The organism is Actinoplanes sp. NPDC049316 (assembly GCF_040677315.1).
GTDB lineage: Bacteria > Actinomycetota > Actinomycetes > Mycobacteriales > Micromonosporaceae > Actinoplanes.
The window spans coordinates 48,069-71,893 of the sequence record NZ_JBFAQM010000007.1 but is presented as its reverse complement, the minus strand read 5'-3'; the positions used below and the strand labels follow the sequence as shown (position 1 = coordinate 71,893).

Below are 23,825 nucleotides of genomic sequence, written 5' to 3'. Positions count from 1 at the left end.
CTGAACTCTAGGCCGACCCCCCGACACTTTCCGCCGCGCGCCGCCGGGGCTCAGGCGTTGTCGCGGAGCCAGGCGTCGATGAGGCCCCCGAAGTGCCCGAGGAACTTCTCGTGCTCGTGCGGCGGGTACATCGAGCGCACCGTCTCGGTCAGCAGCGACCGGAACTCCGGCGACCCGATCCACCCGTGCACCATCTCGTCGATGTGTGACAGGTGCTTCTCGCAGAATTCCTCGTACTTCTCCGTCTCGAAGTAGTCGTCGGCGAGACCGCGGTAGAGCCGCAGCTTCTCCTCGTACGGTATGGCGGCGTCGTCGCCGATGGCGAAGTATGCGGCCGAGTCCATGTCGAGGCGGGGTTTGCGGTCGGCGACCACGCAGAAGACCGTCCAGCGCAGCAGGGCCGCCATCGCCCACGGGAAGTAGTAGTGCAGCGAGGTCACGGCGACGTCGGGGCACGCGTTGGCGTAGTCGATGGGGTGTACGTCGTCGCCCTTGACCAGCGACTCGCAGGAGTTGAACTCCCAGCGGAAGAAGGCGTTGACCAGGCGGGAGATGGTCACGACCTCGTCGCCGACGCGTTCGCCGAGGAAGTTGTGGTCGACCGCGTAGCGCTCGTGCATGGGCAGCTCGGGCCGGAACTTCATGACCATCGTCTCCGGGCCGATGGTCAGCGACCGGGCGAAGACGTCGTAGTCCTCGACCGCCGCCTGCAGGTGCATGAGCCGCTCGCCGGAGGCGTCGTACGCCGCGTGCAGCTCGGCCGCGTTGCGGATCTTGGAAACGCCGACCCAGGCGCCGCCGTCGTACGGCTTCATGAAGATGGGGTAGCCGATGCTCTCGGCCAGCGCCTCGAGGTCGAACGGCTGGTTGTAGCGCGACGAGGTGTAGGCGTACCGCGAGTTGTCGAGGGGGTTCTTGAACGGCACGAGGACCGTCTCCGGCACCTTGAGCCCGAGGCGGATCATCGCGCAGTACGCGGCGTGCTTCTCCATCGACTGGAAGGTGAACGGGCTGTTCAGCAGGTACACGTCGTCCATCAGCGCGGCCTTCTTGAGCCATTCGCGCGGGTGGTAGTACCAGTACGCGAGCCGGTCGATGACCAGGTCGTGCTGCGGGCGGTAGCGCAGGTTGAAGGGTTCGATGGTGACCCGCACGCTGCGGGTGCGGTGGGTGCGCCCGGCGTCGTCGGTGAGCACGCCGACGCGGCGCAGCAGCGCCTCGTACGCCCGCGGCCAGTCGTCCTCGGTTCCCAGCAGAAGTCCGATGGTGTGCTCGACGTCGGCCATTGGCGCCTCCTCCTAGTTGAACACCTTCTGCAGCAGCGCGGTCAGATGCGGATCGAGGGCGTCCCGCCAGGCGGTCCAGTTGTGCGCGTCCAGTACCTCGGCGAAGTCCACGGCATACCCTTGATCCGCCAATGCACGCGCCATCTCGCGGTTGTTGGCGAGGTTCTCCTCCACGGTGCCGCAGGTCATGGCGATCGGCACGCCGGGGCCTTCGCGGTCGCGCACGACCCGGCCGGTGAAGCGCACGATGCGCAGGTAGCGGCGGAAGCCCGACTCCTGGCGGTCGTGCCGCGGCCGGAAGAAGCTGCCGGAGTGCAGGAGCAGGCCGGCGAAGCCCGCCGGATGCCGGCGCTGGGCGTGCAGCATGGCCAGCGCGCCGAGGCTGGCGCCGGCGCCGATCACGGGCCGGTCGGTGCCCAGCTCGGCGGCGAGCGCCGGGAGCACGTCGTGGGTGAGGGTCCGGGCGTACGCGGGGCTCGCCGAATACCACTCGAGCCGGTCACCCGCGGGCAGCAGCACCAGGTGGTACGGCGGGACCCGCCCCGCTTCGATCATCGCGGCGGTGTAGTGGCCGAGCTCGCCGTACCGGTGGAAGTCGGGTCCGTCGTGCGCGACCAGGACCCGGTCCGTGGGCTCGGCCGGCGACCAGATGCGGGCGGCCATCTCGCCGCGCACGGCCGGCAGCGGCAGGTAGAGGTCGCGCCACTGCCCCTCGGCGGCCGGCAGGTGCGACCATTCCGGCTCGGTGTAGCCGGGGCAGCACAGCACCGAGTCGGCGCCGGTCTCGGCGCTGCCGTCGGGGTGGCCGAGCGCGAGTTTGTACTCGATGCGGTGCACCGGCGGGCGGGGCAGCCGCAGCTCCCACGTGCGCGTGTCCTCGCGGTAGCCGAGGTCGCCGTGCACGACGCCGGACTCCAGCCGTACGGATGTCAGCCGGTGGTCGGGGTCGCGCAGCCGGAAGCAGACCTCGGTGGTCCCGCACCACGACCCGGCGGACGGTTCCATGCCGGAACCATAACCGCTCAGGGGGTGTACGTCTGCGGTCCCGGCGCCGCGGCCGGCAGGCCGAACATGTCGGCGAGACCGGTGACGCGCAGCTGGCGGTGCACGAACTCGCTGGGGTTGCGCAGCACGAAGCGGGTGCCGGTCTCGCGGGCCGCGTTGTACCCGGCGACCAGCGCGCCGACGCCCATGGAGTCCATGAAGGTGACGAAGGTCAGGTCGACGATCATGGTGACCGGCCGGCTGCCGTGCAGCGTGCTCACCAGCGCCTCGCGCAGCGCGTCGACGGTGGCGGCGTCCAGCGTTCCGCGCACGTCGACCACCATGGCGCCGTCCGCCTGGCGCCGGGTGGTCATCACGGCCTCGCCCATGCCTACCGCCTGTACAAGTCGCTGCCCGTCGGCCTCACGGTACATCGCCGTGGGCCCACCTCGCAGGTTGCCGCACCAAAGCCGACGCAGGGCGGACACACAGTCCGGTGACGATCACCCATCGCCACGCCGGTTCGGCAACCGCAGCGACCAAACTCGCCAGATAACGCAGATCATCTTGCGGCCCGGCGCAGGTGAACGCGAGTGTGGCAGCGGTGGTCGGCACGTGGAGGGGGCGATTCATGGCAACCAGTTCCAGTCAGCGACCGGGGGTCTTCGCCATCCGGGACGTCCGGTCCCTCATCACCGAGACGGCCGAGGAGGGGCACGGGCTGAAGAAGGCGGTCGGCCCGCTCCAGCTGACCGCGATGGGCGTCGGGGCCATCATCGGCACCGGTATCTTCGTCGTCATCGGCGAGGGCGCCGGGGTGGCCGGGCCGGCGGTGATCCTGTCGTTCGTCATGGCCGCCGTGGCCTGCGCGTTCTCGGCGCTGTCCTACGCCGAGCTGGCGTCGTCGATCCCGGTCTCGGGCAGCGCCTACACCTACACGTACGCCACGCTCGGCGAGATCGTCGCGTGGATCATCGGGTGGGACCTGATCCTGGAGTACGGCGTCTCGGTGGCCGCGATCGCGGTCGGCTGGGGCGGAAACCTCAACGCGTTCCTGGACGCGGCGTTCGGCTACACGCTGCCGGACGCGATCGCCAAGTCCCCCGAGGACGGCGGCGTCTTCAACCTGCCGGCGGTCTTCATCGTCCTGGCGATCACCCTGCTGCTGTGCCGCGGCGTCACCGAGAGCGCCCGGGTCAACCTCGTCATGGTGGCCGTGAAGCTGAGCGTCCTGCTGTTCTTCATCGTGGTGGCGTTCATCAACTTCGGCACCGGCAACTTCCAGCCGTTCGCCCCGGACGGCATCGACGGGGTGACCGCGGCGGCGGCGATCATCTTCTTCGCGTACATCGGCTTCGACGCGGTCTCGACCGGCAGCGAGGAGGCCCGCAACCCGGCGAAGGACCTGCCGCTGGCGATCATCGGGTCGCTGCTGATCTGCACGCTCTTCTACGTGCTGACCGCGGTCGGCGCGATCGGCGTCGCCAACCCGCAGCAACTGGAGAGCAGCGACGCCCCGCTCGCGGCGGCCCTGGACCAGGGCGCCGGCATCGGCTGGGCCGCGGCGGTGCTCGCGCTCGGCGCGGTCGTCGCCATCACCAGCGTCGTCCTGGTCATCATGTACGGCCAGACCCGCATCTTCTTCGCCATGTGCCGCGACGGCCTGCTACCGCGCCGCCTGGCCTCGGTGAACCAGCGGTACGGCACCCCGGCCCGGCTCACCATCATCCTGGGCGTACTCATCGCGATCCTGGCGGCGCTGGTGCCGCTCTCCGAGATCGTGAAGCTCGTCAACATCGGCACGCTGTTCGCGTTCGTGCTGGTCAACATCGGCGTGGTCATCCTGCGCCGGACCCGGCCGGAGATGCCCCGGCCGTACCGGGTGCCGTGGTCGCCGGTGCTGCCGATCATCGGCGTCGCCTTCGCGGTCTACCTGATGTCCGACCTGCCGGTCGACACCTGGATCCGGTTCGTGGTCTGGCTGATCATCGGCATGGCGATCTATTTCCTGTACGGCTACCGCAACTCGCGGCTGCGCCGGGGCGACGGCTCCGGCACGCCCAGCTGGGTCAAGGACGGTGAGCAGCCGTGACCGCGCCGGTGATCGTGGGCGTGGACGGCGGCGAGTCGGGCCACGACGCCCTCGTGCTGGGCCGGTGGGCCGCGTCGGTGCTCGGCGCGCCGCTGGTCGTGACGGTGGTGCACCCGGCACCTTCCGCCCTCGGGTCGGGCCGGGTGGACGCCGAATGGGTGGCGGACCGGCACCACGCGGCCGAGGCGGTCCTCGACGACGCCCGCGCGGTCCTGGCCGGCTCGGACGCCGACGTGCACTACCGCATGGTGTCGTCCACGTCGGCCGCGCACGGCCTGCACGACCTCGCCGAGGAGCTGAGCGCCGAGACCATCGTGGTCGGCTCGGGCCGCTCCGGCCCGCGGCACCGGCTCTTCGCGGGCAGCACCGCCGACCGGCTCCTGGCCGGCAGCATGTGCCCGGTCGCCGTGGCGCCCTCCGGCATGGAGATCCCACCGGGCGCCCTGGGCCGCATCGGCGTCGCGTACGTCGACACCCCGGACGGCCGGGCCGCCCTCGAGACGGCGGCCCGGCTCGGCGCCCGTACGGGCACCCCGCTGCGGCTCTACACGGTCGTGGCCGACGCCGACGCGACGCTGCCGTTCCTGGTCGGGCAGGATTCCGAACACGCCTTCCTCGACACGGCCCGGGAGACGTACGAGCAGGCCCTCTCCCGTGCGGCGGACTCGGTCAAGGACACCGGCGTGGACTGGGAGATCCTCACCGGCGACGTGGTCGACCAGCTGAGCGAACTGACCGGCGTGGACGTACTGTTCTGCGGCTCCCGCGGCTACGGCCCGGCCCGGCGCGTCCTGCTCGGCGGCGTCTCGGCCCGCCTGGTGCGCCGCGCCCGCCGCCCGGTCATCGTGGTCCCCCGCAGCGGCTGACCGGTCAGCCGGCCACGTGCACCCCGGCCGCGAAGCGCACGATCTCGTCGCGGCTGAGCGTGATCAGGCGCGGTGACGGCCGCCGGGGACGTCCTGGTAGGTGTCGTCCTCGAACGGCATCGCCACGTCCGTCGGCGCCTCGGCGGCGCGTTCGTCCCAGGGTGAGACCGCCGACGGCCGCGGTGTGCGCATGCCGAGGTCCATCAGCGGGACGTAGACGCGGGCGTCCACGGCCTCGGCCAGCAGCAGCGCCGCGACCAGCGCGGTCGGGCGTTCGGCGGGGTCGCGGTCGAGGCAGCGGGAGCAGAGGTCGAGGACCTCGGGGGCCAGGCCGGGGATCTCGGGCAGCGGGTCGGGGTGGTCGTAGCGCTGGGCGTGCACGAGGGCGGTGCCCGACTCGGCGCGCCACGGCAGGCGGCCCGAGAGGCAGTGGTAGAGCAGCACGCCGAGGGAGTACATGTCGGACGCCGGGGTCGCGGGCAGGCCCTCGAACCGTTCCGGGGCGACGTAGGCGGGCGTACCCATGACCGGGCCGTCGGGGTCCGGGTCGTGGCTGCCGGCGGCGGCCGCGATGCCGAAGTCGAGGACCTTCGCCCCCGAGGGCGTCAGCATGATGTTGGCCGGCTTGATGTCGCGGTGCACGACCTGCTCGGCGTGGGCGGCGGCCAGGGCGGCCGCGACCTCGGCGCAGACGCGTACGGCGATGCGCCAGTCGAGTTCGCCCGCGGCGAGGTGCTCGCTGAGCGTCTGCCCGTTCACCAGCTCCATGACGATGTACGGGACCTCGCGCCCGGGCGAGGGTGACGTGCCGAAGTCGTGCACCCCGGCGACGTTGGGGTGGGCGAGCCGCGCCGCGGACCGGGCCTCGGTGCGGACCAGGTCGACGCTGCTGTCGCCGAGCGTGCCCTCGAGGGCCGGCGCCATGATCTTGACGGCGACCGGCCGGTCGAGCACGCGGTCGTGCCCGCGCCAGACCTCCGACATGCCGCCGATTCCGATGCGCTGTTCGAGCTGGTAGCGCCCGCCCAGTGTCCGCATCGGTCACCCCCAGTCGTTGCTCGCACCAGCGCTGCCCGCGCTTCGGTTCCAGGGCGGTACCCCGGCCTCCGGCAGCCAAAACGCCACGGTTCGGTATCGCCGCGCGGCTCAGAGCCGGACGGCGAGCAGGATGCGGTCGTCGATGCCCTCGCCGGTGGCCACCATGTGCGACGCCAGCGCGCCCGCGCGGGCCTGCGGCGTGTCGACGCCGGCCAGCTCGCGGGCCCGCGCCGCGACCGACGCGACGATGTCCGGGAAGTGCAGGTACACGGCGTAGTTCTCGGGCGAACCGAGGTACGGGAACGGCTGCGAGCCGGCCAGCGGGAGCATCGGCACGCCGAGCATCGCGAGGTTGCGGTACGCCCCCCGGTCCAGCATGGAGGTCGAGTGCACGACGCCGGCCTGCGCCCCGCCGATCAGGTACGTGCGGTAGAGCAGGCTGCTGACCTCGAGCCCCGAGCGGTCCCCGCGGTATTCCGGCAGCACGGCCGCCACCGCGCAGTCCCAGATGCGGCCGGTGCCGAGCCCGTGCGCGGCAGCGATCCCGGCCGCGTCCACGCCGATGAAGCGGGGAGCGTCGTCCAGCGTCTTGCCGCGGCCGTCGATGATCCGGGCGGCGCCGGCGGGGACGGCCCGCTCCCGGTCGATCACGAGGACGAAGAGGCTGTCCCGCTCGTACGGCGCGTACTCGGCGGTCATCACGGCCTCGTCGTTGCCGAACGCCGCCTCGAAGACGGTCCGCTCGACGTGCCGGGCGACGTCGGCGAGCGGGTCGCCGTCCGGCACGAACACGGCCAGGAAGCGGCCGTCCCGCGGCAGCCGGTCCGCGGGGAGGCCGGCGAGGAAGCCGGCGACGGACCGGGCGGCGGCGCCGGGGCCGAGGTCGTAGCGCGCCATCTGCTCAGAACTCCTTCGCGACGATCTCGGTGGTCCGGAAGTACTCCCGGGTGAAGTCGAGGACCGTCTGCGGGTCGAACGGCTTGCAGGTGTAGATGTCGACGCTGAAGAAGGACAGCGGACGCTCCCACGAGTAGAAGTGGGCGCCCGAGGTCTCCCAGTGGATCCAGCCGGCCCAGCCGTACAGCTCGCTCACGTGGGTCACCGGCTCGATGAGCGTGATCATGTCCGTCACGTCGGAGAGCCGGCGCAGGTAGTCCTTGATGTGCTCGTCGGTGATCACGAACGTGGGGTACCCCTCGACGACCATGCGCTGGCGGGTGATGGTCGGGGCGAGGTCCTTGAAGTCGAGCATCGGGAGCCTTTCGACGAACACGGGGAGTCAGCGGTGCTGTGCCCCAAATGTAGCTATTGCTAACTCAGCGTCAATCCGGCCGTTTTGCGAGCTCGCCCGGCGCCGTCCCATCCGACCCAGCGGCCCCAGGAATTCGGGCATCGACCCCCAGACCATGGCGCAAAACCGGCATTGTGGACTGGGTCACTCCACGCGTCCAGCACAGAGCGTACTGACGTGTCACATCACAGAGAGTGTCTAGGGAGGGCCGGAAAGCAAACATGGCGGAGCTCATCCTTGTGGGACGGGCTCCGCCATGGGCGGTCACTCGCTCTGCATCGCCGTTTGTGCGGGCGGCACCGGAGGACCGGGCGTTTCGCTGTCGACGCTAGGGGAAGTCGATCACCGTGCGGCGCCCGGGGGTACACCGGGTGACCGCTCTCACCCGGCCGGCGCCGCCCGCGGCGTCAGTACGCGACCTCGGTGCGCAGGTCGTGGGCGCCGTCCGCCCGGGTCGCCTCGTAGTACAGCCGGCGCCGGCCGTCCGGCAGGGCGACCAGGCTCAGGTAGCGCAGGCCGTACGGCGGGTGCGGGCTGCCCAGCGGCTCGCCCTCCTCGGCGGTGAGCTCGCCGAAGCTGCCGTCGGGCAGGCGCGCGCCGTGGGCCACCCCGGTGCGCTCCTCCCAGTTCTCCCCCGCCGTGGCACGCCCGTCGTACGCCGCCAGGATCGTGTCGCCCTCGACCGACACCGACGAGATCCGGACCCCGCGGGCGTCCCAGGCGCCGGGGCGGCCGGCGAGGGCGGTGCCGCGCCAGGTCCAGTGGATGCCGTCGGGGCTGGTTGCGTACTCCGTGGTCATCCGGTCCGCGTCGTCCCAAGACTCCAGCGGGTGTACGGAGGCCCACAGGTGCCAGCCGTGCTCGTCGTGGTGCAGGACCGGGTCCTTGACGCCGGCGGTCTCGTCGCCGGCGAGCACCGTGCGGGCGGGCGCGGTGGCGAGCCCCTCCGGGGTGTCGGCCTCGAGCAGATCGACCCGCCAGTGCTTGGTGCCCGGGGTGGCGGCGCTGACGTAGAGACGCCACCGGCCCTCGGGCGTGCGCACGAGCGCCGGCCGCTCCAGCGACTCGGCGCCGAACCGGTCCTTGTCCACGGTGGCCACCACGGTGAAGGTCACGCCGTCGTGGGAGCGGGCCACGACGTTGGAGATGCCGCGGCCCTCGCCGATCGGCAGGCGCAGGCGGTAGGCGAGATAGATGTCACCGTCGGCGACGATCGTGGAGGGCGCGCCGGCCCATGCTCCCGGTTCGTCACCGGGCGGCTCGACCACCACGACCGACTCCTCCCAGCGTGGCAGCGGCAGCGTCTGAGTTCCGATGGACAAGGCGGCTCCGTTTCGTGGCGACGGCGGCACAGCGAAGGGTGTCCGCCCAAGTTTGCTCCACCTATGGGCCGGATAGGGATTGGGAGGTCTTGGCGTGTCGGTCCACCGACAGCCAGTCGTCGTAGCGCTCCCCCGTCACGTCCTGCAACAGGGCGATGTCGTCGGCGAAGAGCGGCAGCAGCGCGGCCCGCTCGGCGGGAGTGGTGACCGGCCGGGCACCCCGCTTGCGGTGCAGCATGGTGAGCAACGGCCCGCGGGCCGCCCGCCGCAGCGGTACGGGGAACCGGTGCCCGAACGCGCCGCCGGCGCGCAGCAGCCCGCGGAGCACCGCGTTGACCCGCGTGTCCTCGACCACGTGGCGGCTCACGTTCTCCCGGGGGATGCTGCTCACCACGCCGGTCCGCACACCGAGGAAGTCGCAGACCCGGTCGAGGGCGGCCGCGGGCGAGTCCTTCAGCTCGCGGTAGCGCAGCAGCAGCACCTGCTCGCGCGCGAACACCTTGAAGAGGCGCTGCACCTGGCGGCCGTACCGGCCGAGGCTGATGTAGTGCCAGAAATCCGCCCACCCGGCCGTCTTGCGCTCCTCCTCGGCGCGGCAGGCGGTGAGGAAGTCGGCCTCCGGCTCGAGCCTGGCGTTCCACAGGTGGGTCCAGTTCGAGTGGGCCCGGTCGACGGGGTCGCGCAGCAGCAGGATGAGGCGGACGTCCGGGATCAGCGCGTGGATGCGCTCGTGGGTGGCGGGGTCGTACAGGTAGAAGGGCGTGGCCTCGCCCAGCAGCGCGCCGGGCGGCGCCGGGTCGAACAGGGCCTCGTAGTCGGCGCGGCGCCAGACGTGCTCCTGATAGGTCTGCACGTCGCCCGGTCCGCCCGCGGCGGGCGGGCGGCCGTCGGTGAGGAAGTACTTGGGTTCCTTGACCGCGGGCAGGAAGAGCCCGGGATGCCGGACCAGCGCGGCGTGCAGCGCAGTCGTCCCGGCCTTGGGCACGCCGGCGATCAGGAAGTCGGGGAGCGGCATGGTGTCCTCCTCGTACGGAGCCGGGGCCCCGTGCCCGGCGCGGCGCCCCGCGAAGTGGAACTTAGCCTACAGATCTAGTAGGTATTCGCGACCTGTCGTCCACCCTGCGGACTCGCTGTACCCACCTCGGCGCGACCCATACCGCCGGCAGCCCGGCCGGACGCGCGCTCAGCGGCGGCGCCACCACGTACGGCGACGGAAGCGCGGGCAGACCTCGGGGCCGCACAGCGCGCACTCCGTGCCGCCGCGGTAGTGCTCGTGGGCGCCGCGGTCATGGCCGCAGACACACACCGCTTTCTGGGTTGTCACCGAATCACGCACCGTGCCGATGACGTGCGGGACGGTGGACGGGCCGGCGGCTGGTCATGCCGATCAGCGTAGGCATCGACGCCCCGGCCGGCCGCCGCCACGCCGAAACAACCATCCTGCAACCCGGCCATCACGCTGCGTGAAACTACGCTGAGTGAGGTGGATCACTGCGATAAGTCGGACATCTCGAATTTCGCCATGTTCCTGTCACCGACGGTTCCGGACCGCCGAATTGCGCCGCCTCGGCCTTTCTCCGCCTCCACATGCCTTACTGTCCGTTACCAGCTGTGACGGGTGGGGCGGATGGGCGATCTTGTTACCCGAGTGCATAGTGCCTGTTCATACGTCTGGCCGGGGTTCACCGCATGGATATCGTCACCCTGGCCCTTTGGTTAGTTGACGCTACGTAGCGTGTTGCTAGATTTGTCGGCAGTAGCGAGCGACCCGCATTTCTGCCCCCGGAAATCGACGATGACAGTCGCCTCCGCCACCCTGAAGGGACCGACATGCAGCATTCCGCGACCCCCGGCAACACGCCGAGTAACGGCGAGTCGTCACCGACCGTAAGCGTCGTGATTCCCACCCTGAACGAGGAGCGGAATCTGCCGCACGTCTTCGCCAAGCTCCCGGACGGGATCGACGAGGTGATCGTGGTGGACGGCGGCTCCGTGGACCGCACCGTCGAGGTGGCCCGGTCGCTGCGCTCGGACGTGGTGATCGTGCAGCAGACGCGTACCGGCAAGGGCAACGCGCTGGCCTGCGGCTTCGCGGCCTGCACCGGCGACATCATCGTGATGATCGACGCGGACGGCTCGACCGACCCGGCCGAGATCCCGCTCTTCGTCGCCCAGCTGACGGCCGGCGCCGACTTCGTCAAGGGCTCGCGGTTTTCCAAGGGCGGGCACAGCCACGACATCACCAAGCTGCGCAAGCTCGGCAACGACGGGCTCAACCTGGTGGTCAACGTGTTGTTCGGGACCCGGTTCACCGACCTGTGCTACGGCTACAACGCCTTCTGGCGCCGGGTCGTGCCGGTGCTCGACCTGCCGGACACCACGCTGCCGCGCCCGACCGACGGCTCCAAGCTGTGGGGCGACGGGTTCGAGATCGAGACGATGATCAACATCCGGGCCGCCGCGGACGGCATGCGGGTCGGCGAGGTCGGCAGCGTCGAGCACGCCCGCATCCACGGCCAGAGCAACCTCAACACGTTCCGCGACGGCTTCCGCGTGCTGCGCACCATCTTCAGCGAGTACGGGCGGATGCGCCGTCAGCGCCGCAACCCCGCCGGCGCGTCCGGCGTGATCGTCCACCAGCGCCCGGCTGCGAACACCGCGCCGGCGCACGCGCTGAACAAGGTCGTCAACCGGGCCCCGGCCGCCGCCGTGTCCCCGGCCACCGACCCGCGCCAGCACGTCGCCCACCTCAACCGCGGCCTGCGCCGCGACGAGTCCGGCGCCCGGCGCACCGAGGACGTCAAGGCGCTGCGGGCCCGCACCGTCGGCGAGGACTGACGCTCCCCCGGCGGGACCACTCCCGCCCGCCGGCCCCGACCGTACGGCCCCGCCGCCCCACCCCGCCCCAGGAGCACCCCCGTGGAACCCACCCCCCGTCCCGCCGTCAGCATCGTCATCCCGACCCACACCGAGCAGCGCTGGGCGTCGCTCGTCCGGACCGTCGCGGCGGCCAGGTCGCAGACCTACACCCCCGCCGAGATCGTCGTCGTGGTCGACCACAACCCCGCGCTGTACCGGCGCGCCCGCCGTGACCTCGGCGGCGTGACCGTCCTGGAGAACCTGTACGACCAGGGCGTCTCCGGCAACCGCAACACCGGCGCCTTCCACACCTCCACGTCGCTGATCGCGTTCCTCGACGACGACGTGGTGATGGGCCCGGACTGGCTCGGCAGCGTCGTCGCGCCCTTCGCGGACCCGAAGGTGGTCGGCGCCGGCGGCGGCATCGCGCCGGCGTGGGAGGGCCCGGAGCCCCGGTGGATGCCCGAGGAATTCCTGTGGGCCGTCGGCGGTTCGTACGCCGGCCTGCCCACCACGACGAGCCGGGTCCGCAACGTGTGGTCCGCCGGCATGGTGGTCCGGCGCGACACGTTCCTCGCGGTGGGCGGCTTCCGGACCGGCTTCGGCAAGCTCGGCAGCCAGAACCGGCCCGAGGACACCGAGCTGTGCCTGCGGATGAGCGCCCTCGCCGGCGGCCACTGGATGTACGTGCCCGAGGCCGTCATCCGCCACGAGGTACCCCGGATCCGGTCGACCTTCGGCTGGTTCCTGCGCCGCTGCTACGCCGAGGGCCGCGGCAAGGTCGCGATGGCCGGCCTGCTCGACGGCTCGCAGAGCCTCGGTTCCGAGCGCGACTACCTGCGCTCGCTGCCGAAGGCCGTGGTCCGCAACCTCGCCGCCGCGAGCCGCGGCCGGGGCCTGCAGCACGCCCTCAAGGCCGGCGGCGTGCTCGCCGGCGTCGCCGCCGCCGGATGGGGCGGCGTCGTGGAGACGGTGGCCGCGCGGCGCACGGAGCGCCGCCCCGAGACGGTGGGAGCGACCCGATGACCGCAGGAGTGAACGGAGCCGGCGTGAACGGCAAGGTGTGGGAGCCGGCCCCGCGGGCCGACGAGCTGATCACCGCCCCGGCCTTCGAGCCCAGCGGCGCGGTGCTGCCCGCCACCGTGCTCGACGTCGACCTCGCCGAGGCGCTGCCCGCGGTGGCCGCCGTGGCCCCGGACGGCCGGCGCGTCCAGCAGGCGTGGGTGCTCGTCCGTCTCTTCACCGAGCCGCTGGGCACCGTGCTGACCGACGTACCGGAGCAGGGCCTGCGCCCCGCCGACCTGGCGGCGGCGATCGGGGCCGAGCTGGGCGCCGTGCTGGCGCCGCGTCTGGCCGGGCTGGGCCTGTCCGCGCTGCCGATCGACGGCATCACGCCGGCGGCCGAGCCGGCGTTCCTGGCCCGCCGCCGCGAGGTGCTCGCCGACGCCCCGCCGATCACCGTGGTGATCTGCACCCGGGAGCGGCCCGGCGCGCTCGCCCGCTGCCTCGACAGCCTGCTCGCGCAGGCGTACCCGGACTTCCGCGTGCTGGTCGTGGACAACGCCCCGGCGACCGACGCGACCGCCGAGGTGGTCCGCTCGGCGGCCCGCCGCGGCCCGGTCACCTACCTGATGGAGCCCAAGGCCGGCCTCTCCTTCGCCCGCAACGCGGCCGTGGCCGCGGCGCCCGGCGAGATCCTGGCCTGGATCGACGACGACGAGTACGCCGACCCGAACTGGCTCGCCGAGATCGCCCGCGCGCTGGCCGACCACCCGGAGGCCGACGTGGTCTCCGGCGTGATCGTCCCGGCCGAGCTGGAGACGCAGGCGCAGCTGTGGTTCGAGCAGTTCGGCGGGCACAGCAAGGGCCGCGGCTTCACGCCGGACGTGTTCAGCCCGGCCACCGCGCACCGGCAGAGCCCGCTGTACCCGCTGCCGCCGTTCGGCACGGGCGCCAACATGACGTTCCGCCCGGGTGTCATCGAGCGGATCGGCGGCTGGGACACCGCGCTGGGCGCCGGCACCCCGGCCATGGGCTCCGAGGACACGCTCGCGTTCACCCAGGTGCTGGTCGGTGGTGGCACGATCGTCTACCAGCCCACCGCGGTGACGCACCACTACCACCGGCGTGACTTCGAGGGCCTGCACAAGCAGATGGTCGGGTACGGCGCCGGCCTCACCGCCGCGTACACGAGCCTGCTGATGAAGCGCCCCGGCCTGCTGTGGCCACTGCTGCGGCTGGCGCCGGGCGCGCTGCGCGACCTGACGAGCAAGGACAGCCTGCGGGTGTCGACCCTGCGCGAGGACTTCCCCCGGGAGCTGCTGACCGCCAACCGGCGCGGCATGCTGGCGGGACCGCGCGCCTACCTCAAAGGCCGTCGCGCCGCCCGGGCGAAGGTCCGGAGCGGCCGCTGATCGTGCTGACTCCGCCGTTCCCCGGACAGCCGCCCGCGCACGGGGCATTCTCGGTGCATATGTGGCAGAAGGTGGGCATCCGGCGCGCCGCCCGTGCAGGGGCGGCCGCCGGATGCTGACCGCGCCCGATCCCCGGCCGGATGAGCCGGCGCGGCGCCCCGCCGCACCCATGACCTCGATCCAGCAGTACGAGGCCCCGAGCGAGGACACCGAACCCGCCGGGACCCCCGACGACGCCGCGGAGGCCGAACCGATGGCTGAGCAGCGTGCGGCCGAGCCCGCGCAGACGAGCGAGGACGCCCAGGCCCGGCCGGCGCAGCCCCGGGTGCGTCCCGGCGCGCCCGCGGGCGACGACAAAGCGGCCGCCGACATCCAGACGACGTCGGGTGTGCCGAAGAAGCCCATCCCCGGGGAGGGGAAGGAAGACCCTCAACCTGAGGTGAAGGGTGAGACCGCGGAGTCTCGACCTGAGGTCGAGGGTGAGACCACCGATCCGGAGGCGACCGCGGTCATCGCGCTGCCCGAGGACGAGAACGCCGGCAGTGATCCGGAGAAGACGGCCGTCATCACGGTCCCCTCGCCCGAGGAGACCATGGTCATCGAGCTTCCCGCGGCCCCCGCCGGCAACCCGGGCGAGGACACGGTCGTCATCAGGACGCCGTCGCCCGACGAGACCGCCGTGATCCTGAACCGTCCCCCCGACGAGACCGTCGTGCTGCCCGCCGGCACCGTCGCGCCGCCCACCGAGGTCGTCACCGCGCTCATCCCGGTGGTGCCCGGCCGCAAGGACGGCAAGCGCACCGAGGCCGCCGCCCCGCCCGACCCGGGCCGCAAGCCGAAGCCGGCCCGGCCCCGCCGGGAACCCCTCGACCTGGGTCACGCCCCGGCGGTGCTCACCATCTCCGCGCTGGGCGTGCTCATGGTGGCGCTCGCGTACGCCGGCGGCCGCGTCGACACCGGCAACGCGCCGTTCGCGTACTGGGCCGGGCAGGTCGTCGTCTTCACCCCCGTGGTCGTCCGCCTGCTGAGCCGCCGCATGGCCGGCGCGGCGGAGTCGTTCGTGCTGGTCATGGGGCTGGCGCTCAACCAGTACCTGCTGAAGTGGATGTACAGCCCCGACCAGTTCCGCTTCCCCGACGAGCTGCAGCACTGGCTCGCCACGACGATCATCGTGCAGTCGGGGGAGCTGTTCCAGCCGAACCCGGCGCTGCCACCGGCCGTGCACTTCCCCGGCCTGGCCGAGATGGGCGCGGCGGTCACCTCGATGACCGGGCTGCCCGTGACGGCCGCCGGGGTCATCGTCGCCGGGGTGGCGCACCTCGTCTTCGTGGCGGTGCTGTTCTCCGCGGTGCTGCGCGCCAGCAACTCACCGGCGGTGGCCGGCGTGTGCTGTGCGACGTACGCGACGGCCCTGCACTATCTGTTCTTCAACTCGATGTTCCTCTACCAGACCGCGGCGCTGCCCTTCTTCATGCTGGCGATCTGGGCGACGCGGCGGTGGCGGACCGAGGGCGGCTGGCCGCTCCTCACGCTGGCCGTCTGCTGCGCCGCGCTCACCACGGTCAGCCACCACGTCACGGCGTTCGCGCTGGTGCTGACGCTGACGCTGCTGGCGGTCGCCGAGCTGGTCGTGCAGAAGCCGCGGCGGTGGAGCGCCCTGATCATGCCCGCGGTGGCGGCCGCCGTGGTCGCGCTCTGGCTGCTGACCGTGGCACGCGACGTCGTCGGGTATCTCGAGGCGCCGATCGAGCAGGTGGGCCGCACGATCTCCGACCTGATCAACGGCCGCGACCAGGCCGCGTCGACGACGGCGGCGGTCAGCGTCGGGCAGCTGGTCGTGCAGGGCACCGGCCTGCTCGGGCTCTTCGTGCTCTACGTCGCGCTGGTCCGCGACATGATCCAGCGGCACGACCGGGACACCTGGCGCTGGGCCGCGGTGGTCGGCGGGGCGATCTTCTTCGCCGGCAACGGGGTGCGCTTCCTGGGCCAGAACGGCCCCGAGATCGCCGGGCGGCTGTCCACGTTCACGTACGTGCCGATCTCGATCCTGGCCGCGATCGCGCTGGTGCGCGGCGTGCAGATCATCCCGGCCAAGGACGCCGAGGGGCACCGCTGGCGGGCCGCGCCGCCCGCGATCGACGTGATCGCGCCGGGCGGCTGGAACCTCTACAGCCGCGTCGCCGCCGGCTCCGCGATGATCACGCTGCTGATGATCGGCGCCCGGGCCGGTGGGTGGCCGCCGCTGGGGTCGATCCTGCCGGGACCGTACCTGGCCGGGGGTTTCGAGCGGTCGGTCGACGCGTACGGGGTGGACGCCGCCGACTGGGAACGCCGCGCACTCGGCCCGGGCAACCGCGTCGGCGGGGACGTCACGTCGGTCTCGCTGGCCTCCACGTACGGCCGGCAGGACCCGGTACGCGAGGTCGGCCCGCTCTACTACGCCGACGAGTGGGGCCTGGACCAGGACCGGATGATCGCCGACCTCGCCATCCAGTACCTCGTCGTGGACCGGCGGCTGTCCGAGCAGCTGCCCGAGGGCGAGGCGTACTTCGAGAACGACCCGAACGCCGGCTCGATCACCCGGCCGCTGACCGCGGCGCAGATCTCCAAGTTCGACTCGCTGACCGAGGTCGACCGCCTGTACGACAACGGCACCGTCCGCGTCTACCGCATGGGGGCCCAGTGAACGCCAACGCGCTGCTCCCCCGGATCCTGGCGGCCGTGACCGTGGCCGCCGGCGCCGCGGTGCTGCTCGGACCGCTGCCGCTGAGCGTCGCCGGCGGCCTGTTGCTGGGCTTCGTGCTGCCGGGGATGGCGCTGACCGGGGTGCTGTTCCGCGGCCGTGAGCTCACCGCCGTCGAGCGCACCACCCTGGCCCCGGCGCTCAGCATGGCGGCGCTGGTCGTCTCCGGCCTGGCCGTTCACGTGTGCGGGCTCGCCCTGGACCGGCTCTCCTGGACGGTGGCCACCGCCGGGGTGACGCTGCTCGCGCTGATCGTCCCGGCCGTGCTGCCGCGGGGCGTGCCCGCCGGGGCGCCGGCCGCCGAGGAGGAGCCGAGGCCGGTGGGCGAGCGGCTGTCCCGCATCCAGCTCGCCCCACCCGACGTGGCCGTCATCACCGAGGCGCGCACCGTCGTCATGTCGGTGGTGCCGCCGGAGGACGAGGAACACGTGGCCGCCGAGGAGAAGGCGCGCCGCGGCCGGCTGGTACGGCAGCTGCTCCCCCTCGTGCTCGTGATGGCGGTGCTGGGCGGGGCCAGCTGGCTGTCGTTCGGCACCTCGCGCGAGACGTTCGAGACGACGGTCACCGCGCTGTCGGCCGCGCCCTCGGGACCGGTGGACTCGGCGGGCAACCGTACGGTCGCCGTCTCCGCCTCGGGCCTGGTGCGCGCGGACGGCCCGTACACCCTGGCGGTGACCGGTCCGGGAGGCGCGAGCGTCGCCCGGCGCACGATCTCGGTGACCGGCGACGGCTCCTGGTCCGAGACCCTGTCGCTGCCCGCGGAGCAGCGGCTGGCGGTGAACCTCTTCCGGGCCGGCGACGCCACGGCCTACCGGACCCTGTACATCAGCGCCGCGGAGTAGCGGCATGATGGCCGCATGACCGGTGGCTATCTGAAGGGTCGGATCCGCCGGGAGGACATCATCGCGGCGGCCGCGGCGGTGTACGCGGAGGCCGGCTATCACGGCTCGTCGCTGCGCGAGATCGCCAAGCGCGCCGGCATCACGCACGCGGGGCTGCTGTACTACTTCCCCACCAAGGAGGCGTTGCTGGCCGCGGTGCTGGAGCGCCGCGACGCCGAGGACGCGCAGCGCGAGCGGCTCACGATCCCGCCCGGCGCGGACTTCCTGCGGCACATGCTGGCGCTGGCCGGGCACAACGTGCGCCACCGCGGGATGGTGGACCTGTACTCGCGGCTGGCCGCCGAGGCCGTCGCGCCGAGCCACCCCGCGCACGACTACTTCGCCCGGCACTACGCGGTCGCCCGGGAGCACGCCGAATTGTCGTTCCGGGCTCTCGCCGAGGAGGGCGGCCTGCGCGAGGGTGTCGATCCGGCCCAGGCGGCGCTGTGTTTCGTGGCGCTGATGGACGGCCTGCAGGTGCAGTGGCTGACCGGCCCGGAGCGCGTCGACCTGGTCGCCGCGATGCGGTTCTACCTGCGCAGCGTGGTCACGGTTCCGCTGGAGTGAGCGCGATCAGCCGGGCCACCGTGGCGGCGGCGATGCTCGACGAAGCTCTGCGGCCGGTCCACTCCGGCCGGATCGCGGTCCCCGTCGTCCCCTGAGGCCGGTCAGCGGTACGCGGGCTGCGCCTGCGTGGGCCGGGCCGGCACGACGTCCAGACCGGGAGTGCCGATCAGCGCGTCGACCGCCTCCCGGGCCGCACCGATCCCCGCCCAATGCGGGTCGACGTCGCCGGCGAACACCCAGCGGTGGTCGGCCGGCCACACGAACGCCGGTGGCGCGACCGGCTGCCCGCCGCCGAGGTCGTCCGCCCAGCCGTCGATGTCGGACACCGCGCCGCGCAGCAGGGCGTAGCGCCGGTGCGGCACCTCGACCAGCGGCACCCCGGGCGGCAGCGGGATGTCCGAATAGCCCTCCCACACGCAGAAGTAGCAGTCCTCCGGCGTCGAGGTGAAGCCCGCGAGCACGTGCAGCGCGCTGCGGGCCTGGGCGAGATCCGATGGGTGGTCGCCGGGCAGGAGGGCGTCGGTCTCGGCCTGGCCGGGCAGCTGCGGGTCGGGGATGAACCGGAGCCGGGCGTACGCCGGGAAGCCGGCCGGCCCGAACGTGACCAGCTGCTCGAACGGCGTCCCGGAGCCGGCGAGCCAGTCCGCGGCGGCGGTGTCCGGGCAGAAACGGAGCCTCACCACAGCGTCCGCTCGTACGGGTCCCAGCCGGCCGGCAATGCGGGCGGCGTGCGGGCGGTGCTGGTCACCGGCACCGTCTCCCTCCGCTCGATCGACTCCTCGATGGCGAGCATGACGTCGAGGACGTGGTACGCCAGCTCGCCCGGCGCCCGTTCCGGCCGTCCCGCGCGGATGGCCCGGGCCAGCTCGAGCACCCCGGTGCCGCGGGTCGCCGCATGCCCCTCGGCCGCCAGATCCTCCGGCTTCTGCGCCTCGAGCAGGTGCAGGGTCGTCACGCCGTCGAACCGGTTCGGGTCGGGCAGCACGGCGGTGCCCAGCGTACCGGTGACCTCCAGGCCGGTACGGGCCAGCGCGGAGTCGAACGTGGTCAGCAGCTGCGCCGAGCCACCGCCGGCGAATTCGACGAGCGCGGCGACCGTGGTGGCGACGTCGACCGCGAAGTCCGTGCCGGCGCGTGGACCCGAGCCGATGGTCCGCGTCCCGCGCGGCCGCCCGCCGGTCGCGGTGACCCGCTCGACCGGGCCGAGCAGGTGCACCAACGCGGTCAGGTAGTACGGGCCCATGTCGAGCAGGGGTCCTGCGCCCGCGCGGAACAGGAACTCCGGCGACGGGTGCCAGCTCTCCGGCCCCGGCGACTGGAACAGCGCGAGCGCGGTGCCCGGCCGCCCGATGCGGCCGTCGTCCAGCGCCCGGCGTGCGGTCTGCAGACCCGCGCCGAGCACGGTGTCGGGCGCGCTCGCGACGCGCAGGCCCTGCCGGGCGGCCCGGTCGAGCAGCGTACGGGCGGAGCCCCGGTCCAGGGCGAGCGGCTTCTCCGTCCACACGTGCTTGCCGGCGTCGAGCGCGGCGAGGCCCACGTCGACGTGCGCCGCCGGCACGGTCAGGTTCACCACGATCTCGACGCCGGGCTCGGCGAGCAGCTCGGCGGCCGTGCCGGAGCGGGGGACGCCGTGCTCGGCCGCCCGGTCCGCCGCCCGTCCGGTGTCGAGGTCGGCGACCATGAGCACCCGCACGTCGGGGAAAGCGGTGAGGTTGCGCAGGTACGTGTCGCTGATCGTGCCCGCGCCCACGATGCCGACGCCGACCGGCCCCGCGGTCACCGGCCCTGCCCCCGCACGTACGCCAGGCCGGCGGCGAGGCCGTCGAAGATGTCACCGGCGTACGCGTCGAACTCGATGACCCGCAGCGCGTGCGGCGCGGCGGCCAGCACCTCGGCCACGGGCACCCGGCCCTGCCCGGCGGGCACCTGGCCGCTGCCGTCGGTGGCCAGGGCGCCGTCCTTGACGTGGATGGCCCGTACCCGCTCGCCGAGCTTCCGCAGCAGCGTGGGTGCGTGCTCCCCGGCGGCCGTCGCCCAGTACGTGTCGACCTCCAGCACCAGCCCGGGGGCGAGCTGTTCGGCGAAGACCTCGAAGGCGCTGCGCCCGCCGACGCGCGCGGCCGGCTCCCACCAGTGGTTGTGGTAGCCGACGGTGATGCCGTACCCGGCTGCGACCTCGGCCGCCTCGTTGAGGGCCCGGGCGGTGGCGGCGACGCCGTCCGCGTCGTGCCAGCGCGCCGCGTCGACGTGGGGCTCGATGTTGGCGAGCAGGCCGGCCCGCAGCGCCTCGGCGTTCTCCACCACGCCGTACGGCTCCACCTGCGTGAACCCGATCTCGGCGAGGCGGCGCATCGTGCGTGCGGGGTCGGCGGCGAACGCGTCGCGCACCGAGTAGAGCTGGACGGAGACGGGGCTCATCGTGTCCTCCTGACGTCGACAGATGTCGATGGAAGCGCTACCGAAATTTCTACCACGTGGTCAAAATTCGATCCAGAGAGCGCTCTCCTTCGCCCCCGGGTGACACGGTCGCCCGCCCCGGAACGGGCACGGCATACTTGTCGGCGACACGCGACTGGCGGCATCGAGGATGGGGACCACCATCGGGGAGCACGTCGTGGGCGCCGTCCGCCTGGGTGCCCACACCAAGGGAGACGCGCATGTCCGACAGCCCGGAGACGCCGGCCCACGAGGCCCGGCTCCTGCCCGGAAAGCCCGTCGCCGACGCGGTCCTCGCCGACGTCGCGCAGCGCGTGGCGAAGCTCAAGGAAGCCGGCGTGCAGCCCGTGCTGGCGACGATCCTCGTCGGCGACGACGACGCCAGCGCCGGCTACATCCGCATCAAGCAGCGGCAGGCCGCCGAGCTGGGCTTCGTCTCGCCGCACGAGCACCTGCCCGCCACCGCCACCCAGGACGACCTGCACCGGGTCATCGACCGGCTGAACGCCGACCCGGCCGTGCACGCGCTGCTCATCCAGTACCCGCCGCCCGCGCACATCGACTACGACGCCGCGCTGATGACCGTCGACCCCGACAAGGACGTCGACGGCATGCACCCGCTCAACCTCGGCCGTCTCTCCGTCGGGCTGCCCGGCCCGCGCCCGTGCACGCCGGCGGGCATCGAGGCGCTGCTGGCGCACTACGAGATCCCGGTCGCCGGCCACGAGGTCGTCATCCTCGGCCGGGGCGCGACCATCGGCCGGCCCCTGGCGATGATGCTGTCGCAGAAGCGCCCGACCGCCAACGCCGCGGTCACGGTCGTGCACACCGGCGTGCCCGACTGGCAGCGCTACACCCGCCGCGCGGAGATCCTCGTGGCCGCCGCGGGCGTGCCCGGAATCATCCAGCCCGAGCACGTCAAGCCGGGCGCGACGGTGATCGGCGCCGGCGTGCGCTACGAGGGCCGCCGGCTGCTGCCCGACGTGGCGGAGGAGGTCGCGACGGTGGCCGGCGCGCTCACGCCACGGGTGGGCGGGGTCGGCCCGACGACCGTGGCGATGCTGTTCCGCAACGCCGTGGAGGCCGCGGAGAAGGCTAGCCGCTGAAGCGCGGGCTCTTGGCCATCGCCACGTACGCCGCGAGCGACTCCGGGCCCGTGTCGATGCGCCACTTCTCGGTGAACCCGGGGTGGGTGTCGGTGTCGAACCACACGACACCGCCCACCGCCGGGTGCGCCTCGACCCACTTCGCGAAGAGCGTGATCCAGTCGGCCTTCGTCCGGCCGCCGCGGTCCACCGCTCCCACCTCGCTGATCAGGATGGGTTTGCGGGCGGCGTACGAGCGGTAGATCGGTCCGAACAGGGTCTCGGGCGTCTCGTGGTGCAGGTTGTAGCCCGAGACGCCGACCCAGTCGACGTACTTGTCTCCCGGGTACAGCGCCGCGTAGGTGTTCCAGTCGGCGACCGGGGACGAGTTCCAGTTCGGGCCCCACACCCACGAGACGTTGGTCGCGCCCTCGTCGGCGAAGATGCCGCGGAGCCGCTTCCACGACGCGATGAAGCCGGCCGGGTCCTTGCCGTTGCGGGCGGCGCCCCAGCCGTACCAGTCGCCGTTCATCTCCCAGGCCCAGCGCAGCAGCAGCGGCCGGCCCTGCGCCTTGAGCCGCCGGGCGGCACGCGCGATGAGATCGTCGGCGGAGCCCGACGTGATGTCGGTGTAGCGGGTGCCGCGCCAGGAGACCATCGGGAACGCGTGCTCGGGCAGCCCGGCGATCGTGCGGGGCAGCAGGTCGCCCCAGTCGTAGAAGACGTGCACGATCCGCTCGTCGCGGCCGGTCTGCTGCCGGCGCAGCGCCTGCGCCTGCGCCGCGGTGCGGCCCGACAGATCCAGGTACGCCCCCAGCATCGCCTTGCCGCTGCGGAACGGCACCGTCCCCCCGCCCCTGGTCACGACGGTGGGCGGCGCGGCGGCCGACGGCTTGACCCCGGGACGCCCGGGCGAGGTCGTCGCCTCGGCGGGGGTGTCCTTGGTGCGTACCTGCTGCAGGCCGACCGTCGCCACGGGCACCGCCGCCGCGGCCGCCGCGATGCCGAGCAGATGCCGCCGGGTGATCCTGCGCCGCGGCGCGCGGTGGGCCGGGCTCGTCCGCGGGTCCCGGCCGGCGTCGGGGACGCCCTCGACCGGCGCGCGATGGGCCCGGCTCATGTCAGGTTCCGTCCGGCGGCGCGGGCGACCCGGCGCACCATCCGCCAGCCGGGCTGGGCGAGCTGCTTGAGGCGCGGCACGAGCGGCGACCCACCGCCGGCCACCAGCTCCACGAGCTGCTCACCGGTCACGTCCGGGGTCGGTTGCAGGCGCGGCACGGCGAAGCGGCGCTCGCCGGGGGTGTGCAGCCGCCGTCCGACCTCGGTCGCGTTGTCGTGCCCGGCCGCCAGTACCGCCGCTCGCACCTTGGCGCCGTTGTAGCCGTGCGGGTACGCGAAGCCGCGCACCCGCCGCCCGAGCCGCTGCTCGAGCTCGTCCTTGCTGCGGACGGTCTCCTCGCGCAGCTGCGCGGCGGGCAGCACGTCCAAGGGGTGGTGCACGAGGCTGTGGTTGCCGATCTCGATGCCGGCGTCGGCCACCTCGGCCAGCTCGTCCCAGGTGAGCAGCTTGCCGAAGTCCGGCGCCCAGCGGCCCAGCCAGTCCGCGTACCGGCCGAGGTGGCCGACGGAGGCGTACAGGGTGGCGCCGGCGCCGGCCTCGGCGAGCACCGGGACCGCCTCGGTGAGGAAGTCGCGGTAGCCGTCGTCGAAGGTGATCGCCACCAGCCGGTCGGTGCAGCCGTGCTCGAGCAGGTCGAGCGCCTCGGTCAGGCCGACGAGCCGGTAGCCGGCCGCGGTCAGCGCCTGCAGCTGCTCGGCGAGGCGCTTCGGCGGCACCGCGAGGTCGCGCAGCGGACCGGCGACCGCGGACACGGAGTGGTACATCAGCGCGGGCAGGCTCTGCCACGCCGGGGACGCCGCGACGGTCACTCCGATCCTCCCACTCGCCGGCTGGATATGAC

23 protein-coding genes and 1 riboswitch are annotated in these 23,825 nt (G+C 72.9%); of the genes, 9 read left to right on the top strand and 14 right to left on the bottom strand.

From position 1 onward, the window contains the following. Window positions 1–50 precede the first annotated feature (50 nt). Genes AB0K03_RS13185 through AB0K03_RS13175 form a run of 3 tightly spaced genes read right to left on the bottom strand, consistent with a single transcriptional unit; the run spans window position 51 to window position 2,659 of the window. The gene (locus tag AB0K03_RS13185) at window positions 51–1,286 is read right to left on the bottom strand and encodes a hypothetical protein (RefSeq protein ID WP_364683873.1); all 1,236 of its coding nucleotides are present in this window, start codon (window positions 1,284–1,286) and stop codon (window positions 51–53) included. Window positions 1,287–1,298: 12 nt separating this feature from the next. Further along, the gene (locus AB0K03_RS13180; RefSeq protein WP_364683871.1) at window positions 1,299–2,291 is read right to left on the bottom strand and encodes an alpha/beta hydrolase-fold protein; all 993 of its coding nucleotides are present in this window, start codon (window positions 2,289–2,291) and stop codon (window positions 1,299–1,301) included. 17 nt (window positions 2,292–2,308) lie between these two features. Beyond that, window positions 2,309–2,659, bottom strand: a complete 351-nt coding sequence (locus tag AB0K03_RS13175; RefSeq protein WP_364683869.1) for an STAS domain-containing protein — start codon at window positions 2,657–2,659, stop codon at window positions 2,309–2,311. A gap of 242 nt (window positions 2,660–2,901) precedes the next feature. Here AB0K03_RS13175 and AB0K03_RS13170 point away from each other — a divergent pair, with 242 nt between their 5' ends. Both AB0K03_RS13170 and AB0K03_RS13165 read left to right on the top strand, forming a co-directional pair. Then, on the top strand, window positions 2,902–4,362 hold the full coding sequence (locus AB0K03_RS13170; protein WP_364683867.1) for an amino acid permease: 1,461 nt from the start codon (window positions 2,902–2,904) through the stop codon (window positions 4,360–4,362). Continuing rightward, on the top strand, window positions 4,359–5,228 hold the full coding sequence (locus AB0K03_RS13165; RefSeq protein WP_364683865.1) for a universal stress protein: 870 nt from the start codon (window positions 4,359–4,361) through the stop codon (window positions 5,226–5,228). Before AB0K03_RS13170 ends, AB0K03_RS13165 begins: the two co-directional genes overlap by 4 nt. A 63-nt stretch (window positions 5,229–5,291) precedes the next feature. Here the strand turns inward: AB0K03_RS13165 and AB0K03_RS13160 are convergent, their stop codons facing one another. The 6 genes from AB0K03_RS13160 to AB0K03_RS13135 form a co-directional block, all read right to left on the bottom strand. Then, window positions 5,292–6,266 carry a serine/threonine-protein kinase gene (locus AB0K03_RS13160; protein ID WP_364683863.1) on the bottom strand — a complete coding sequence of 325 codons (975 nt, stop codon included), beginning with the start codon at window positions 6,264–6,266 and terminating at the stop codon, window positions 5,292–5,294. 108 nt (window positions 6,267–6,374) lie between these two features. Beyond that, entirely contained in the window at window positions 6,375–7,163 is a 789-nt protein-coding gene (locus tag AB0K03_RS13155) for a hypothetical protein (RefSeq protein WP_364683861.1), read from the bottom strand. Window positions 7,164–7,167: 4 nt separating this feature from the next. Next, window positions 7,168–7,518 (bottom strand): S-adenosylmethionine decarboxylase, encoded by a 351-nt coding sequence (locus AB0K03_RS13150; protein WP_364683859.1) that lies wholly within the window; start codon window positions 7,516–7,518, stop codon window positions 7,168–7,170. A 446-nt stretch (window positions 7,519–7,964) separates the two neighbouring features. Continuing rightward, window positions 7,965–8,879, bottom strand: coding sequence for a hypothetical protein (locus AB0K03_RS13145; protein WP_364683858.1), 915 nt, complete (start codon window positions 8,877–8,879; stop codon window positions 7,965–7,967). A 61-nt stretch (window positions 8,880–8,940) separates the two neighbouring features. Then, on the bottom strand, window positions 8,941–9,894 hold the full coding sequence (locus AB0K03_RS13140; protein ID WP_364683856.1) for a sulfotransferase: 954 nt from the start codon (window positions 9,892–9,894) through the stop codon (window positions 8,941–8,943). A gap of 168 nt (window positions 9,895–10,062) precedes the next feature. Then, on the bottom strand, window positions 10,063–10,203 hold the full coding sequence (locus tag AB0K03_RS13135; protein WP_364683854.1) for a hypothetical protein: 141 nt from the start codon (window positions 10,201–10,203) through the stop codon (window positions 10,063–10,065). A 572-nt stretch (window positions 10,204–10,775) separates the two neighbouring features. Here AB0K03_RS13135 and AB0K03_RS13130 point away from each other — a divergent pair. The 6 genes from AB0K03_RS13130 (at window position 10,776) to AB0K03_RS13105 (ending at window position 18,343) form a co-directional block, all read left to right on the top strand. After that, a complete protein-coding gene (locus AB0K03_RS13130) occupies window positions 10,776–11,717 on the top strand; it encodes a glycosyltransferase family 2 protein (protein ID WP_364683852.1) in 942 nt (313 codons plus the stop codon). An 81-nt stretch (window positions 11,718–11,798) separates the two neighbouring features. Then, the gene (locus AB0K03_RS13125) at window positions 11,799–12,764 is read left to right on the top strand and encodes a glycosyltransferase (protein WP_364683850.1); all 966 of its coding nucleotides are present in this window, start codon (window positions 11,799–11,801) and stop codon (window positions 12,762–12,764) included. After that, window positions 12,761–14,152 (top strand): glycosyltransferase, encoded by a 1,392-nt coding sequence (locus tag AB0K03_RS13120; protein ID WP_364683848.1) that lies wholly within the window; start codon window positions 12,761–12,763, stop codon window positions 14,150–14,152. The genes AB0K03_RS13125 and AB0K03_RS13120 overlap by 4 nt, the downstream gene beginning before the upstream one ends. A gap of 112 nt (window positions 14,153–14,264) precedes the next feature. After that, window positions 14,265–16,838: a hypothetical protein gene (locus AB0K03_RS13115; RefSeq protein WP_364683846.1), complete on the top strand. Its 2,574-nt coding sequence runs from the start codon at window positions 14,265–14,267 to the stop codon at window positions 16,836–16,838. Further along, a complete protein-coding gene (locus tag AB0K03_RS13110; protein ID WP_364683844.1) occupies window positions 16,835–17,737 on the top strand; it encodes a hypothetical protein in 903 nt (300 codons plus the stop codon). The genes AB0K03_RS13115 and AB0K03_RS13110 overlap by 4 nt, the downstream gene beginning before the upstream one ends. Before the next feature lie 15 nt (window positions 17,738–17,752). Further along, entirely contained in the window at window positions 17,753–18,343 is a 591-nt protein-coding gene (locus AB0K03_RS13105; RefSeq protein ID WP_364683842.1) for a TetR/AcrR family transcriptional regulator, read from the top strand. Window positions 18,344–18,444: 101 nt separating this feature from the next. On the opposite strand, the gene AB0K03_RS13100 is transcribed toward AB0K03_RS13105, so the two are convergent. The 3 genes from AB0K03_RS13100 to AB0K03_RS13090 are packed head-to-tail and all read right to left on the bottom strand — an operon-like array spanning window position 18,445 to window position 20,761. Further along, a complete protein-coding gene (locus AB0K03_RS13100) occupies window positions 18,445–19,023 on the bottom strand; it encodes a hypothetical protein (protein ID WP_364683840.1) in 579 nt (192 codons plus the stop codon). After that, the gene (locus AB0K03_RS13095; protein WP_364683838.1) at window positions 19,020–20,123 is read right to left on the bottom strand and encodes a Gfo/Idh/MocA family oxidoreductase; all 1,104 of its coding nucleotides are present in this window, start codon (window positions 20,121–20,123) and stop codon (window positions 19,020–19,022) included. Before AB0K03_RS13095 ends, AB0K03_RS13100 begins: the two co-directional genes overlap by 4 nt. Continuing rightward, entirely contained in the window at window positions 20,120–20,761 is a 642-nt protein-coding gene (locus AB0K03_RS13090) for a TIM barrel protein (RefSeq protein ID WP_364683836.1), read from the bottom strand. Before AB0K03_RS13090 ends, AB0K03_RS13095 begins: the two co-directional genes overlap by 4 nt. Window positions 20,762–20,901: 140 nt before the next feature. Next, a riboswitch (ZMP/ZTP riboswitch) is annotated at window positions 20,902–20,985 on the top strand. 15 nt (window positions 20,986–21,000) lie between these two features. Here AB0K03_RS13090 and AB0K03_RS13085 point away from each other — a divergent pair. Next, window positions 21,001–21,885 carry a tetrahydrofolate dehydrogenase/cyclohydrolase catalytic domain-containing protein gene (locus AB0K03_RS13085; protein ID WP_364683834.1) on the top strand — a complete coding sequence of 295 codons (885 nt, stop codon included), beginning with the start codon at window positions 21,001–21,003 and terminating at the stop codon, window positions 21,883–21,885. On the opposite strand, the gene AB0K03_RS13080 is transcribed toward AB0K03_RS13085, so the two are convergent. Further along, the gene (locus AB0K03_RS13080; protein WP_364683832.1) at window positions 21,875–22,984 is read right to left on the bottom strand and encodes a glycosyl hydrolase; all 1,110 of its coding nucleotides are present in this window, start codon (window positions 22,982–22,984) and stop codon (window positions 21,875–21,877) included. The genes AB0K03_RS13085 and AB0K03_RS13080 overlap by 11 nt on opposite strands. Further along, a complete protein-coding gene (locus AB0K03_RS13075; protein WP_364683830.1) occupies window positions 22,981–23,793 on the bottom strand; it encodes a polysaccharide deacetylase family protein in 813 nt (270 codons plus the stop codon). Before AB0K03_RS13075 ends, AB0K03_RS13080 begins: the two co-directional genes overlap by 4 nt. Window positions 23,794–23,825: the final 32 nt, after the last annotated feature.